This window comes from Oleiphilus sp. HI0117 (assembly GCF_001635235.1).
The window spans coordinates 1-14,581 of record NZ_LWGA01000920.1 but is presented as its reverse complement, the minus strand read 5'-3'; the positions used below and the strand labels follow the sequence as shown (position 1 = coordinate 14,581).

General features: G+C 41.8%; 13 protein-coding genes. 5 read left to right on the top strand and 8 right to left on the bottom strand.

Annotated features, from left to right (window positions below; all coding sequences use genetic code 11):
* Positions 1-15: 15 nt before the first annotated feature.
* The 4 genes from A3757_RS16445 to A3757_RS16430 all read right to left on the bottom strand — a co-directional run bounded on the left by A3757_RS16445 (position 16) and on the right by A3757_RS16430 (position 3,358).
* Positions 16-417 carry a biopolymer transporter ExbD gene (locus tag A3757_RS16445; RefSeq protein ID WP_068553323.1) on the bottom strand — a complete coding sequence of 134 codons (402 nt, stop codon included), beginning with the start codon at positions 415-417 and terminating at the stop codon, positions 16-18.
* 74 nt (positions 418-491) lie between these two features.
* Positions 492-1,127: a MotA/TolQ/ExbB proton channel family protein gene (locus tag A3757_RS16440; RefSeq protein ID WP_068553322.1), complete on the bottom strand. Its 636-nt coding sequence runs from the start codon at positions 1,125-1,127 to the stop codon at positions 492-494.
* Positions 1,128-1,208: 81 nt separating this feature from the next.
* Entirely contained in the window at positions 1,209-2,525 is a 1,317-nt protein-coding gene (locus A3757_RS16435) for a MotA/TolQ/ExbB proton channel family protein (RefSeq protein ID WP_197470087.1), read from the bottom strand.
* Positions 2,526-2,560: 35 nt separating this feature from the next.
* Positions 2,561-3,358, bottom strand: a complete 798-nt coding sequence (locus A3757_RS16430) for a DUF3450 family protein (RefSeq protein WP_197470086.1) — start codon at positions 3,356-3,358, stop codon at positions 2,561-2,563.
* Positions 3,359-3,683: 325 nt separating this feature from the next.
* On the opposite strand from A3757_RS16430, the gene A3757_RS16425 reads away from it, so the two are divergent.
* The 3 genes from A3757_RS16425 to A3757_RS16415 all read left to right on the top strand — a co-directional run bounded on the left by A3757_RS16425 (position 3,684) and on the right by A3757_RS16415 (position 7,611).
* On the top strand, positions 3,684-5,399 hold the full coding sequence (locus A3757_RS16425; protein ID WP_068566879.1) for an ABC transporter substrate-binding protein: 1,716 nt from the start codon (positions 3,684-3,686) through the stop codon (positions 5,397-5,399).
* Positions 5,400-5,460: 61 nt separating this feature from the next.
* Entirely contained in the window at positions 5,461-6,135 is a 675-nt protein-coding gene (locus tag A3757_RS16420; RefSeq protein WP_197470085.1) for an ABC transporter substrate-binding protein, read from the top strand.
* Positions 6,136-6,261: 126 nt separating this feature from the next.
* Positions 6,262-7,611, top strand: coding sequence for a DEAD/DEAH box helicase (locus A3757_RS16415; RefSeq protein ID WP_068553317.1), 1,350 nt, complete (start codon positions 6,262-6,264; stop codon positions 7,609-7,611).
* A gap of 79 nt (positions 7,612-7,690) precedes the next feature.
* On the opposite strand, the gene A3757_RS16410 is transcribed toward A3757_RS16415, so the two are convergent.
* Positions 7,691-8,491 (bottom strand): hypothetical protein, encoded by an 801-nt coding sequence (locus A3757_RS16410; RefSeq protein WP_068507789.1) that lies wholly within the window; start codon positions 8,489-8,491, stop codon positions 7,691-7,693.
* A 626-nt stretch (positions 8,492-9,117) separates the two neighbouring features.
* Here A3757_RS16410 and A3757_RS16405 point away from each other — a divergent pair.
* Together A3757_RS16405 and A3757_RS16400 are read left to right on the top strand one after the other, a co-directional pair.
* On the top strand, positions 9,118-10,407 hold the full coding sequence (locus A3757_RS16405) for a putative solute-binding protein (RefSeq protein ID WP_156490486.1): 1,290 nt from the start codon (positions 9,118-9,120) through the stop codon (positions 10,405-10,407).
* 18 nt (positions 10,408-10,425) lie between these two features.
* Positions 10,426-11,436, top strand: a complete 1,011-nt coding sequence (locus A3757_RS16400) for a hypothetical protein (RefSeq protein WP_068507793.1) — start codon at positions 10,426-10,428, stop codon at positions 11,434-11,436.
* A 577-nt stretch (positions 11,437-12,013) separates the two neighbouring features.
* Here the strand turns inward: A3757_RS16400 and A3757_RS16395 are convergent.
* The 3 genes from A3757_RS16395 to A3757_RS16385 all read right to left on the bottom strand — a co-directional run bounded on the left by A3757_RS16395 (position 12,014) and on the right by A3757_RS16385 (position 13,925).
* Positions 12,014-12,226 (bottom strand): hypothetical protein, encoded by a 213-nt coding sequence (locus A3757_RS16395; protein ID WP_068567959.1) that lies wholly within the window; start codon positions 12,224-12,226, stop codon positions 12,014-12,016.
* A gap of 90 nt (positions 12,227-12,316) precedes the next feature.
* Positions 12,317-13,321 (bottom strand): hypothetical protein, encoded by a 1,005-nt coding sequence (locus A3757_RS16390; protein WP_068567973.1) that lies wholly within the window; start codon positions 13,319-13,321, stop codon positions 12,317-12,319.
* A 139-nt stretch (positions 13,322-13,460) separates the two neighbouring features.
* Entirely contained in the window at positions 13,461-13,925 is a 465-nt protein-coding gene (locus tag A3757_RS16385; RefSeq protein ID WP_068567971.1) for a hypothetical protein, read from the bottom strand.
* Positions 13,926-14,581: the final 656 nt, after the last annotated feature.

Below are 14,581 nucleotides of genomic sequence, written 5' to 3'. Positions count from 1 at the left end.
ATCATCAGCGTATACTCAGGACTCTTGCTCGGTGGCGACACCGACATCAGTCGCGCCGGAAAGTTTACATTGGTCAATAACCTCCAAAACTAGCTTCGCCGGTACGTTCTCATCGGTTACAACCAGTACCGACTTATCTGTACTAACGCGCAACATGTCGCGAAGTTTACTCTGCAGGCTGTAAATTCTGACAGGCTGATTATCGACATAGACATCACCTAACTTATCGATGAATACGCGTGTGGCCTTGGTTGATGCCGCTGCGGCGCTCGATGCACTGGGTCGGTCTAGGTCCAGCTTCATATCTTTTACAAAGGTTGTGGTAACCATAAAGAAGATCAATAGGATAAATACCATATCAATCAAGGGTGAAATGTCGATCTGACCTTCTTCTTCAGTTTCTTGTCTATATCTCATGGCTCATGCCTCGTTTTAAATCTTGTGTTACCAGGCCCCATAACAATTCAGTGCCGGTATATATGAGTCAGTTATTAAGCTTGCTGTTGACGCTTGCTACTCTCTTTAGATCTTGCAACAACCAGGTCGCGGATCTGGTCAAGCTCACGATAAATATTCCTTTCCTTTCGCTCGATGATCCTTCCGATCATTAAGCCAGGAATAGAAATCGCTAATCCCATTTGAGTGGTAAACAATGCCTTACTAATGCCCCCGGCAATACCACCTGACTGGCTAAACAAGGCCATATCGCCTAGCGAATTAAACGTTTCAATCATGCCATCTACGGTACCGAGCAAACCAAGCAGTGGTGCTACAGCAACCAATGAGCGAACTAGCGTTTTATGTTTGCCCAAGCCTTCTTTAATAATTGAAAACTCTTCATCTATCAGCGCTTTCAAAAGCTCCGGAGATGAAACCGTTCGCGAGGTATCCATCGCAAATTTAGCCGCTTCAGCCGTCGTAGATTTAAGTTTTAAAAATTTCTTTTTTTGCTTTTTTGCCCGACGAACCAAGTCTCGAGGGTTATGTTGCGCCGAACGAATATTCATCGCTCTGTAGACCAAGGCGAACCACAACAAAATAGAGACAAAAATGAGAGGCAACATAACAAAGCCCCCCATCTCGTAGTATTCGAGCAAGGTACTGGTATTGGGGATAATTTCTAACATTCGTGTTCCCTATAAACAGAATCTAATAATCAATGGAAAGCTTGCTACCAAGACCCAAGGCCTAGGTAGCTATGAGCTTAATTACACATTTGTCGATTCTTTATGGGTGTTTATCACGTTGAGCGCTGCACGCTCTAGGCCGTTCTTGGTGCGAAGTGCCCAGCTAGACAACATATTACCTATCAGCAACAGCGGGATCGCAACGATCAAGCCAAACTTAGTTGTCACCAAGGCTTCAGATATACCCGTTGATAGTAACTTGGGGTCACCCGTACCAAATTCGGTAATGATATCGAAGGTACCGATCATGCCGGTAACCGTACCTAGCAAGCCAAGCAAAGGCGAAACCGCTGCAATAACAAGTATTGCTGAGCCGAAACGATCTATTTTGGAGCTTTCGAACAAGATTGCTTCTGAAATAATATCTTCGATATGGTCTCGCTCTTTCTTGATATTACGAAGCGTTGCAGAGATAACTCTATTAGCACTGCTTGCGTTTTTCTTACACGCTTTTAGTGCCGCATCGATTCCATCACTTTCAACGAGTTGATTGACTCTAACGGTATTCTTTTGGATATCAGAACCAAGCATAATCAAGAAGATAATTCTTAGAGCAACTAAAGCTAAACCTAACAAGCCAATTGCAAGAATGATCTTACCTATCAAGCCACCTGCTTTAATATCATCAGAGAAACCTTTTTCTGCCTGTTTCTCTATCGCCAGATCAACATTGTCGAATAGGAATACGGGGATATTTGATTCGCCACCCAAGACACCTTGAATAGATTGGGACGACTCAGTATCCCAAACTTTAAACTTAGCATTGCCGCTTGGCGCTAGTACGCCACCATTTTCAGCATCCAAGCCAAAGCGAGCGATACGACCAACATTCAAGACTTCTCCGTTAACTTCTTTACCGGAAACATCAAAATAAGTTGCCTGAGCCTTATTTACACCACTATCAGAATGCAATGTCTTCGCAGCTTCTTTAAACGCCTGCCCTAATTGCTTATCCATATCTAAGGCTTCATCAACATTTACACCCAGCTTACTCAAACTTGAGCGAGCCTGTATAAGAGTTGTTTCAAGCAGTAATTGGTCATTCTCATTGAAGTCGACATCACGCGAGGCTTCGACAATATCCTGATTGAGACGATCGACCTGATTCTTTTTCTTTAAATAGCTTTTTTGCAGGCCATCAATATCACCCTGAAGTTTCTTCAAGGTAATTTCCTGAGATTCGGACAACTTAACCAAGCGTTGCTCTAAAGCCTTTTTCTCAGCGACCAGATAAGCATATTCCTTCTGATATGCCTGCTCTAGCTCTCCTGCCTGAACAGTAAATGATAAGCTGAAAACCACCATCATTAGCGATAATAATCGTATTAAGTTACTCATATTCATTACATCAAATATCCGTGTTAGGCCTAAAATTAATTCGAGGAAGTGTTAGCAGGAAGAAAGTTAGGTACCTTGAACAATCCGTTGCGGATGTTCTTATTGAAAGAATCAAATAAATAATCAAGTTCGCGTAGATTTTCACTTCCGCTTATTGAAGCTTGATTCCATCCGCTACTCTCTTGCTTAATCACCCCATATTCACCATCAGAGGTTTTGAAAAACATCGCTATTTTTCCTAAGCGTAAAACCTTAACTAGCTTGTCTTCACCCGAAATAAACAGCGACTCATTATAAATACCACTGCTTCGACCCAGGATTAACTCATCTTCTACAAAGGCCCATAGCTGATTAGCTGCTTTGTTAGGCGTGATAATATTTGTAATTAAGCGATGCTCAATATCATCTAAGGCTTTCAAGCGCTGCGGCAACTTAAATGGAATCGAATCAGCTAGAGAAACCTTAAGCTCTGCAATAACATTTTTAAGAACCGGGCTAACCTCGTCGTAGGCTTCAAACTTATCTTTATTAGCTGTTTGAAGTTTTTCTAGCTCGCGCTGTAGGTCTTTGATATTCAACTCAGAACGGCTAATCTTTACATCCAAGTCAGATTTTTGGTTAGAGTAAGACCGTATCTGATCATTGAAACTATCTTTCTTGAAGTTGATTTCATCGTGCAAAGACGAGATCTGCTGACGTATCTCAACCAATTCCTGAGAGATATTTTCAAGGGAATCTAAATTAGTATTTGCTGCGTAAGATGTGGCGCCAGCAAATAGCAACGTTAGTGAACTAAGCTGTGCGACGGATCGAATTTTGGATGATAGCTTCAAGGTTCCAACTCTCATAATTTTAAAGAGCTGGAAGTGTATCCCCGAATTATTTCAGTTATATTTCACAAATAAGTCAGATTTGTTACAGACAACATACAAGAATAATAACCATGAAAGGTGACGTAAATATGAACCTTGTAATACAAAAACATTACACACCATAAATTGACTTAAATTCATTAGTCTTTACTTGTATGCAAAAGTCGCTTACACCATCATTTCGTTATTATCATTAATACCTGCATATAAATCATACAACATTCACAACACCAACTATACTTGTAGTTAACGCTCTTCATTTCCAGACTTTCAAGGGAATTAGCACATGCTCGTAAAGCTTTGCATCGGCCTGCTGACATTGCTCTGCTCCATCAATAGTTGGGCACTTCGTCCCTCAGATAACGCTGAGTGGCAGATACGCGCACACCAAATTATTAGTACAGAACTGCAACCCTCCACGCTTACACCACAAGAACAATACCAAGAGCTCGCTTGGTTCGCTGATGCAGCACAAGACTACAAAGATATTCAGGTACGTGTTGTATCCGAACGAATCGATACGCACTTTTATGAAGCCAATACCCTAGCAAAGGCCTTTTTTGAACTCACAGGTATACATGTCGTACATGAAATAACCGGCGAAGACGATGTCATTAAAAAGATGCAAGCTCAGATATCAACGGGTAAAAGTCTATATGACGCCTACATCAACGATAGCGATTTAATAGGCTTTCACATTCGTTCAAATGAAACGCTGAGATTAGACACCTTTATGAAAAATGAGGGTGCAAAAGTTACCCTACCTACACTCGACCTAAACGACTTTATAGGGCTTAAGTTTACTACCAGCCCGGAAGGACACTTATACCAATTACCGGATCAACAGTTTGCTAATTTATATTGGTACCGCGCAGACTGGTTTGCCCGTCCTGACTTACAAGCACAATTTAACAAGATTTATGGCTACGACTTAGCCGTCCCCCAAAACTGGCAGGCTTACGAAGATATTGCTGAATTTTTTACAGTACATGTCAAACAACTCGATGGCCAACGCGTATGGGGACATATGGACTATGGAAAACGCGACCCCTCTTTAGGCTGGAGGATCTCAGATGCTTGGTTATCACTAGCAGGCACCGGTGATAAAGGCTTACCAAACGGTACCCCGGTAGACGATTGGGGAATTCGTGTAGAAGATTGTCGTCCTGCCGGTGCTAGTGTCGCAAGAGGAGGCGCGCTGAACAGCCCTGCTGCGATATACGCAGTAGAGAAGTATATTGAATGGCTGAATAAATACGCACCTCCCCAAGCAAAAACAATGAACTTTACCGAAGCTGGTAATTGGCTAGTCAAGGGCAACATTGCACAACAAATTTGGTGGTACAGCGCTTTCACAGCAGCACTAACCAAACCCGGCACAGCTATCGTCAACAGCGACGGCACACCTAAGTGGAGAATGGCCCCATCACCCAAAGGTGCATATTGGGAAAAAGGAATGAAATTAGGCTATCAGGACGCAGGCTCTTGGACCTTCCTGAAAAACACCCCTATAAAACGTATTAAGGCCGCTTGGCTGTATGCCCAATTCTTGGTCTCTAAATCCGTATCGCTCAAGAAAACGCTTGTTGGCCTCACTCCGATACGCCTGTCCGATATCAACTCTGCGCCTTTTACTAACAAAGCGAAAAAGCTTGGCGGACTTGTAGAGTTTTATAGAAGTACCGGGCGCGATGTATGGACGCCAACCGGTTCAAATGTACCAGACTATACCAAGCTATCTAATCTCTGGTGGCAATTCGTTGGTGAGGCTGTCGCAGAGAGAGCTACCGTGCGCAGAGCGATGTATGGTATGGCAAGCGCGTTTGACACGGTACTTGAAAACTTATCGACACAACAAACCGGCCCCTGCGCGCCGAAATTGAACCCAAAGCAAACAGAGCTATATTGGCTAGAAAAAGCGGGGGCACCAAAACCGGCACTATCTAGTTTCCCACCAGCTGCTACCTTACCCTATAAGGAGGCAATCCGTGTCTGGAAATAGAATATGCACTTATATGCGAACCGCATTATTCTTACTGCTATTGCTCCTTAGCAATCCCCTAGTGTCTGAGCAAAAGCAGGCATTAAGTATTATTAGCTTTGTTGACCCCCCTTACGTATTTGATGATGCGCAACAAGAAAAGGGGCTTGTGGAAATTATTATTAGTGAGCTATTTCAAAGAGCAGGCATGGAGTATGATTTTTATTTGATGCCTAAAAAGCGAGCTCTAATCTTTGCAGAGAAGACACCCAACACCTGCGTACTCCCGATCGAACGAAATCAAGAACGTGAGGTAAAGTTTACCTGGATTAGCCCCATTTTGATCTCAAGAAATGGTTTGTTTCAAACAATAGATCAGCACTTGGATCGAAAGATCATCACCTTAATGGATGCCCAACCGTATCGCATAGGCAGCCACTTGGGCAGCGCGAGTGGCGCATATCTTAAAGGCATGGGTTTTGAGGTAGAGATCGTTGCAAAGAATTCCGCAAATATTCATAAATTAAGAGCAGGCCGTATAGACTTTTGGGAAACAGACGCGGTAGCGGCACACTACATATCCCACACTGAGAACATCGAAATTAAGAAATCTGCATTAGATTTTTTTACACATCTTAGAGCAATCGGCTGCAACCTATCGATTTCGCCTGCAGTGATTAAAAACATTCGCAAACATCTTAAACAGATGTACCGGGATGGCTCGATCGACAAGATCAATCAGGAGTTTATGCCTTGATTTCTTAAACATCGTGAACAGCTATCGCTCAAAAACAATACTAGCGCCAACCACTAGAATCCTATAAGCTCGCTCTCCTTATTTTGGCTGTATTGTTATTGTACAGCCCCTACAGTTGAGCAGTTTATGAGTTTCGAGTCTTTAGGTCTTTCGCTTCCACTATTAAAAGCTATTGAAGAATTAGGGTATAAAACCCCATCCCCTATACAAGAAAAAGCTATACCTGAAGTACTTGCCGGCCATGACCTTTTAGCAGCAGCACAAACCGGCACAGGGAAAACTGCTGGTTTTACATTGCCCATCCTAGATCGTCTCGTTAAAGGCGAAAAACCAAAAGGTAATCGAGTTCGTGCAGTTATCCTCGCCCCAACCAGAGAACTCGCAGCACAAATTGCCGTAAGTGTTGAGCAGTATTCGAAACACCTTCCTCTACGTTCTTCTGTTGTCTACGGTGGCGTCAAGATTAACCCTCAGATGATGCTGCTACGTAAAGGTCTCGATATACTTGTAGCCACTCCGGGACGTCTTCTCGACCTACACTCTCAAAATGCAGTGAAATTTGAAGACCTCGAAATCCTTGTTCTCGATGAAGCTGACAGAATGCTAGATATGGGCTTTATAAGGGATATTCGGAAAATTATTTCCTTGCTTCCAAAGAAAAGGCAAAGCCTATTATTCTCAGCCACCTTTTCAGACGAAATCAAGATGCTCTCAAGAGAGTTTACACATAACCCCGTTGAGGTCTCAGTTAGTCCCAGTAATACAACAGCAAAAACAATTGAGCAGTGGATATACCCAGTCGATAAAAATAGAAAATCAAAACTTTTATGCCAATTGATTAAGGAAGAAAACTGGCAACAAACTTTGGTTTTTTGTCGTACCAAACATGGATCAAACCGCCTAACAAGAGTTCTCGAAGGGGCAGGTATCAAAGCTGCCGCGATTCACGGCAATAAAAGTCAAGGTGCCCGAACTCGAGCCCTACAAGAGTTTAAGTCTGGTGTCATTCAAGTTTTAGTTGCGACTGATATTGCAGCACGCGGCATCGATATAGATCAGCTACCTCAGGTTGTTAACTTTGAGCTACCTCACGTATCTGAAGATTACGTGCACAGAATAGGTAGAACCGGCCGCGCGGGGTCGGATGGTTTAGCGATATCTTTGGTTTGTGCCGATGAATTTAAAGAACTCAAAGGTATTGAACGGTTAACTAAACAAGTGATTCAACGTAGAACGGTCGAAGGCTTCGAACCTGTGCACTCCCTACCCGAATCCCAGCTAGATACTCGTCCGATCAAAGCAAAAAAGCCCAAGAAACCCAAAAAGCCAAAAGCCGAGCAGCACGGCAATCAGGCGAAGACCGACTCCGATAAAAATAAGCCTAGAAGAGCAAAAAGACGCCCTACTCAAAAGCAATCCCGCGGAAATCAGTCAAGCAGCCAGTCAAGTAACAAGGATATATGGAAACAAAAGTAGCCGTAGCCACTAAGAATTGTTTTGAAAGAACTTAAAAAGCTCAGATCCAGGTAATCTGAGCTTTATTGAAAAAAGACGATTAGATTGTTACAGAAATAGAGTCGGATAAGTCGCTTTCGAGGCCGTCAGTATCTACAACGGTAATTGCAAAATGATAATCACCATCGGCCAGCTCAGTAACAATATATGAGGTATCTAGACCATCGACCTCATGAACAGTATCAACCTCACCGTTACCAGCAACTTGATAGATTCTAAAGCCCTGTATTTCGTAAACTTCGAAATCTGAACCATCCGCTCGCTGACTTGGATAAGCCCAGCTAAATTCTATAGCGCCGAGAGACGCTTCTTGCTCCTGCCCGTCAGTAGCGTCAGAAGAACCTTCGTTGTCACTACCGCTAGAATCACTCGACCCGCTTTGACTTTCCCCACTGCCCGCTTGCTGGTCGTCAGAGCCACTGTCATCTTGTCCACCGACTACTGAGCCGCCAGTATCTCCAGCATCGCTTGAATTATCTGAAGAATCGTTGGAAGCCTCTTCACTGTTCCCCTGAGCCTCTTGCCCACCAGGCTCTTCAACTTGCTGAATTTCTACAGGTTCTTCGTCAGAGGTCGCTGCTGAGCCACAACCAACCAAAGCCAAGGGAGATAAACTAATAATCGAAGAAACAATGGCGCTACGTAATTTACTCTGTACTTTAAGAGCTTGGTCAATCTGTCTACGACTCAACCAGCCTTTATCGACGAGAATCTGACCCAAGGGCAGATCAGTGCCTTGCTGAGAAGCAATTGCTTCATTCAACTGCGTTTCGTTTATTAGGCCTTTATCTAAAAGAATATCACCTAGACGCGTTTTTTCTGTTTGTTGAGTCGCGTACATATTTTTACCCGCCTATCATCATTTTCTCTCGCACGAACCTGTATTCCAACTACTTAAAGACAAGCTAAATCACCATAGCGATTGTCTAAAGCTTGCAACAAACTGCGGGAGTAATACGTGAACCAATGTTGCGTAATGTTTCTATTAATATAGATGAGAACATAGCTTTATCAACACGACCAGTAAATTGAGCATATATCGTACAATATTTTACAATTCGACAATAAAACGAAACATCTGGATTTTCTATATAATTGCAAAAGCATGGACGTTGATAGCAATTCAAGCCTTTCTGCCCCTAATTATAATTTTTGTTATCTGATTCACCCTATCTAGCCAAGGACTATGATAGGCTTTGCCAGCAAAAAATAATGCACCACAATACGCTCTAAACAAGGATGAATACGAATGACTACTCGACTATTTAGTCATTTCACTGGCCAGCTTTTTTTCAACAGCCACATGAATTCATATATATACCGCCCAGCTCTTCAGCAGAGGTGTGCTGTATGAAGCTCTTCTCTATATTTCTTTGCATCTTGATAAGCCTGTTCAGTAGCTCTGCTTTTTCTTTAGAATCTAAAACGTTCTGCGTTTGGGATCCTGTTGGCCGAAGTGGCCCAGTGATGACATTTTATTCCGACGTTATTCCACGAGCTCAAGCCTGGGGATTAAAGCTCAAATTTGTCGCCTACACCGAAGAAACCGATGTTGTTAAGCAATTTAAGGCTGGCAACTGCGAGGCTGCCGTTCTTACGAGCATCCTGTCGCGCCAGTTTGTTAAGTTTGCCGGCACAATGGACGCAATTGGAGCAATTAACTCAGAGAAAGGGCTTGAGCTTGCTATCGCTACGCTAAGCCGCTCTAGGGCTGGCAAGCTGATGATCGAAAACAATTATGAGGTTGTAACAACCTTCCCTGTTGGTTCGATGTATGCCTTTGTTAAAGACCGCTCGATTGACACAATTGACGAATTTTCTGGTCAAAAGATTGCGATTTTGAATAATGATCCGCAAATGTATAAATTTGCAAGTTTATCTAAGTCCAAACCTGTCACGGTAACACTATCAAACTTTGCAGATAAATTTAAAACCGGCGAAGTTGATATTGTGATCATGCCCGCTCTTGCCTACAACACCTTTGAGCTTTACGAGGGTCTTGCAGATAAAGGAGGAATTATTGATTACCGGCTATATTACGGAATGCTTCAAACCATTGCTCGTCGTGATCAGTTCCCTGAGGATTTCGGGAATAAAATGCGAAACTACATGCTGACACGAATGAAAGCGATGAACAAAATGGTAGTTGATGCCGAAGAGGAAATCCCCAAGCACTACTGGATTAAAACTAATCAATTCGTAAAGGATGAGATTGATCACTTCAGTAAACGCATTAGACTTGCCTTACAAGACGATCAGATCAACAACCCTACCGCACTGAAGTTATTCTGGAAAATTCGCTGCCGTCTAGACCCTTCTCGTGGCGAATGCAAAGCACCGCCCAAGGTGGTTAGCAAACGCGTCAAAAAGAACAACATAGAGAAGCAAAAGGCCCAAGCAGACGCAGCTGCTAAAAAGAAGCTCGAAGCCGAGCGCATCGCTCACGCAAAAAAAGCTGAAGCTGAACGCTTAGCTAAACAAAGAGCAGAAGAAGAGAAGCGGCTTCAAGAGCAAAAAGAACAAGAGCAACGCAAGCTTGAAGAGGAAAAGCAGCTTCTAGCCCAGCAACAGCAAGAACAAGCACGACTTGAGGAAGAGCGCCGTATTGAAGAACAACGAATAGCGCAAGAAAAACTCAAGCTAGAAGAAGAAAAGAAAGCCTTAGAACAAGAACGCATCGTACTTGAACAAGCAAAAAATGAGCTTGAGAAAAAAGAGTCATGGAGTTTATGGGACTTTCTATTTGGCTGGATCTAAGCGGCAATAGAGCAAACGATGAACCGCTCCAAATTAGAAGAAATAACGAAGGCTATCCTGGATAAGTCGTCGCCATATTCATACAAAACAAAAGCCTTAGAGGACTATGCAAAGGTCTGTAGTGATCTTGGCGGTATAACAGCATCTCCTGCCTTCGATGCATGGGCGAGTGATTCATACCTCCCTCAAGGCTTAGCTATTTGCTCGGAAGCAGCAGCTCAGTGCACACTTGATCATCAGCGCAGCATAACCTTCATTCAGGCTGTCAATGCCGCTATAAGCGATACATTAGCCAACTCTATCGATCAGCCAATAAAAATTCTTTACGCTGGCTGCGGGCCCTACGCAACGCTCCTACTACCGCTACTAACTCAGTTTTGCTCTGATGAAATAGAACCATACTTTTTAGATATCCATCAAGAATCGCTTGACAGTGTTGAACGCCTATTACAGGCCTTTGAATTAACGAAGTATTCCAGTCACCTTGTCAACGCTAATGCCTGTGAATACCAGCACCCTGATACACTCGACATTATCATCAGCGAAACAATGCAGAAGTCTCTTGAGCATGAGCCTCAAGTAGAAATAACGGCAAACCTAGCAGACCAACTTAAGCCGCATGGTATATTTATTCCACAATCTATTAATGTGTCTTTAGAGCTTAAGGTTGTGAAGAATAACAGCGCTGATTCTGCAAACGCTACATTCTACCCGGTTGCAAGGTTAATAGACCTAACGCCAAAACACGCAGTTAAATATTGCGCTGAAGCAAAAAACAATAGCTCCAACGCTGAGCTATCCTTTTACTGCTGCAGCTTCACACTCCCCAAACAAAATCTATCAGGTCGCCACTCCCTATTCCAGACAACTACAATACAAGCGTACAAAGATTACATATTGAGCAACGGTGATTGCGACCTATCTCTCCCGAGGCCTTGTTTAGAAATATCGCAATTGAATGGTGAAGCAACTTACGAGGTTAGCTATGCACTTGGAGGCTATCCAAAATTTGTATTTTTAAATCGCTAGAACGATCGCGACATGCCACAACTATAAAAATAAGGAGCGAATAGGGAAATTGGTAGGACTAGGCAGATTCGAACTGCCGACCTCTACCATGTCAAAATAGACTCGTAAGTTGTTGATTGTTGGTTAAACCGCCCTACCCTTGCCGTATCTTGCCTTCCAAAAAATTGAATATTAAGATCATCATAACTAAATGGCAAGTTTAAGCAATATACCGTAATTACTGGGCTACGAAGCCCTAAGTGAGTATTGACCTCTACACCATAAAACCGTACAAACGATGAACTTTGTAGATGGACATAGTGTCCGAGTAATTTGGACCTTTTAAAGATCTAAATGGTCAATTTACGAGAATATTTGGATGATTTAACGTCATTAATGAGCCTTCATAAAAGAAAATCTAAACGCAGGAAGAGCAAATAATTTATACTAGTAACGCCCCGTTCCTCTTCATATCATCAAGTTTGATTTTAATATTGACACGAGACCATCGCGCGGCCAATCCATCTATGGCAACAAAGTCGGGATAGCTAATTCAAAGATGGTTGCAACGGAATATATAGTATTCTCAAGTTTTCCGTTAGTTTTTCTCACACAAATTAATAGTGTTGTCATCGAAGAAAACGTCTTTACCTAGTTCACCAGTTTCCTTTGCTGCAAGATATGGTTTGCATACATGGCTTTTCAGTTCTTGATTATTCATTTCAGCCCTAACAACCTGGAAGAGAGAGATACATAAAGCTATGACTGATATTGCCAATGCAGGAATACTTATCTTCTTTGTAAAAACCATTCTTATGATCCTGTTTTCCGTTTTTCCGTTTTTCCGTTTTTCCGTTTTTATTATTTTTAATACCAGCTCCTAAAATTCAGTTACTTAAATTTAAAATTGATCTGTGAATGTATCACTTTGTTCTAGAATTCGTTGCTCTAGAATGAGCTTTTCAAGTAACTTGTAGATAGGTTTCATTATGTTCTTATTGAAATATTGACGATCAGCAAACCACCTATCAGAATGCTTTGTTAATTCAACCATATCGTAATAAGTAATGAATGGTATTCGTTGATTTCGACTCCTTGGAGGCAATGGAGCATTGAATAATGACTGCTTGAACTGAGAATCTCTATACTCTACTCGTATTCCCGTTGAATTATTTATCTCAGCCTGAAAAGAAGTTATTGTACAATTTTCGGCGTTTCGACGTCCGCAAGCAGTTTCTATGCTGTTGTAACCGTTCACTTTAAATACTTCTTTTTTACCGTCATATTTTTTAATCACGGCTTTGGTAATCTTACTAAAATCTTGCTTAAAACCGTTTTTATTTAGGCCTAGTTGAATGAGCTTTTCGTCCTTGTATTGTGCACATACAATGCCTCGTGGAACCTTGTAGTGAATAGTTTGAATTTCTAGCGTTGGCGGCTCATAGTTCAAGAAATCCTGAAATTCATCAGAGCTAAATAAATTCCCAACAATAGCCTTGGCCTTTCGATATTGTACTGAGTCAATGCGTTCTTTAAACAAGCGTTTCACATGCGGTGCTGCATCCTCTTGAATCCAGCTGCTATACACTCCTGTATGTAACAAGAACTCCTCTCTCCCTTTTTGATTGCGTAGGTCTTCAAGGTCATGATCAAATCTGACACTATACTTAAAAAGGTCAGCATCGATTTTGTCTTTCCACGCTCTAGATTTTTCGTCGTGCGGGTAATAACTGAAATAATGATTAACGATATCTTCTAAGGTGCAGAGCTGTTCTTGACCTGGGGATAACACTTCATACTTAACATCACTCTTACTGGACCCGAACTCAAATTCAAAAGGGAGTTGGGCCGCAACAGAATCTAGACTTACAAACACTAATACGGCAGAAAATAACGCTAGCTTCATTTAGATGCTCCTTTTAAACTCTATTAGCAATTTAGTAATTGCAATCGACACGTATAAAAACAAAAGCAATACTTTGGTCTGATACATTATTTTTCCGGCTTTCCGTTTAAGTTGTTTCTCTAACATGTACTCATTTTTATTAACTCAGCTCATCAAAAATAGAAGAGCCGATAATGGCTGATAAAAAAAGCGTCACTCCTATAACTACGAAATTTCCAATCATACTATTCACCGAAAAAATGGTACTAAACAGTAAATAGAGCATTAAAAATGGCATGCCCCCCAACAACACAGTTAGAATTATCCTATAAGATATATTTGATGAGGCATCAGCTTTTATAACCAAAGCTGACATGATAAAGCGCGAGCAAACACCAAGCAAAATCGAAGATACAAGAACGATTGTAAAATTAATGTCGGTATTATTCTTAAGAACGCTTAGTGCTCCCAAACCTATAAACAAAAAGGGTGACTCCCTAAGCAAAGTCCAGATAATACCGACAACATCAATATCTATATTCTCATTGGTATTTTTCACAGACTTGCTTTTAAATGCACCTTCACGATCAAGTCGGCGCATTAGCTTCTTATTTACAGGAAACATTGCAAAAATCCTTTTCCGTTTTCCGTATTTTATTTGTCGTTCTCGCTTAGAAATTTAAACCTGGCTCAAGATCCCGTTTAGGATTGTTCCGCTTACAGCAATTTTTCTCGCCACATTGTGGACATTCGCACTGCTTGATACAGCCACCTATTTCAACCATTCCGCTAGGGCCAACGCAATCATTTAACGTGCTAGCTATCTTGGCTCCACAGTTCCCGCAAACAATAGCTTTTATGCCCTTATCGAATTTCGCCTCGAAGAACTTTTTGCTGCTCATATCTAAGTTTTTCCGTTTTTCCGTTTTTCCGTGCATTAGCATTTTCTATGATACTAACGGATTCCATTGGGATTCTCTATAGCAATAAGAGTGGAGAGTATATTGGCAGAAGCGCTCGTGATCTTGCAGCAAGAAAGTCCGCATTGCTGTCACTCGAAGATTAGTTTTTTAGTATAAAACAGCCAACTATCAGCACCTGATAGGGACTGTTGTTTCAACACATCTTTCCTTCTAGCTTTTAATACTGGCTTAAACGAAATTTTCTAATCCGAATCGAAAACCCATGATTGATGATTGAGTTAATTGCGTATTTAATTACACTCCTTCTTTAATCAAATATAGTCAAAACTAATCATTAGGATCACAGATGGTTCGAACT

Excerpts from the sequence above, each read along its gene's own strand:
- A3757_RS16445 (WP_068553323.1), bottom strand. The coding sequence starts at position 417 with ATGAGATATAGACAAGAAACTGAAGAAGAAGGTCAGATCGACATTTCA.
- A3757_RS16440 (WP_068553322.1), bottom strand. The coding sequence starts at position 1,127 with ATGTTAGAAATTATCCCCAATACCAGTACCTTGCTCGAATACTACGAG.
- A3757_RS16435 (WP_197470087.1), bottom strand. The coding sequence starts at position 2,525 with ATGAGTAACTTAATACGATTATTATCGCTAATGATGGTGGTTTTCAGC.
- A3757_RS16425 (WP_068566879.1), top strand. The coding sequence starts at position 3,684 with ATGCTCGTAAAGCTTTGCATCGGCCTGCTGACATTGCTCTGCTCCATC.
- A3757_RS16415 (WP_068553317.1), top strand. The coding sequence starts at position 6,262 with ATGAGTTTCGAGTCTTTAGGTCTTTCGCTTCCACTATTAAAAGCTATT.
- A3757_RS16410 (WP_068507789.1), bottom strand. The coding sequence starts at position 8,491 with ATGTACGCGACTCAACAAACAGAAAAAACGCGTCTAGGTGATATTCTT.
- A3757_RS16405 (WP_156490486.1), top strand. The coding sequence starts at position 9,118 with ATGACATTTTATTCCGACGTTATTCCACGAGCTCAAGCCTGGGGATTA.
- A3757_RS16400 (WP_068507793.1), top strand. The coding sequence starts at position 10,426 with ATGAACCGCTCCAAATTAGAAGAAATAACGAAGGCTATCCTGGATAAG.
- A3757_RS16395 (WP_068567959.1), bottom strand. The coding sequence starts at position 12,226 with ATGGTTTTTACAAAGAAGATAAGTATTCCTGCATTGGCAATATCAGTC.
- A3757_RS16390 (WP_068567973.1), bottom strand. The coding sequence starts at position 13,321 with ATGAAGCTAGCGTTATTTTCTGCCGTATTAGTGTTTGTAAGTCTAGAT.
- A3757_RS16385 (WP_068567971.1), bottom strand. The coding sequence starts at position 13,925 with ATGTTTCCTGTAAATAAGAAGCTAATGCGCCGACTTGATCGTGAAGGT.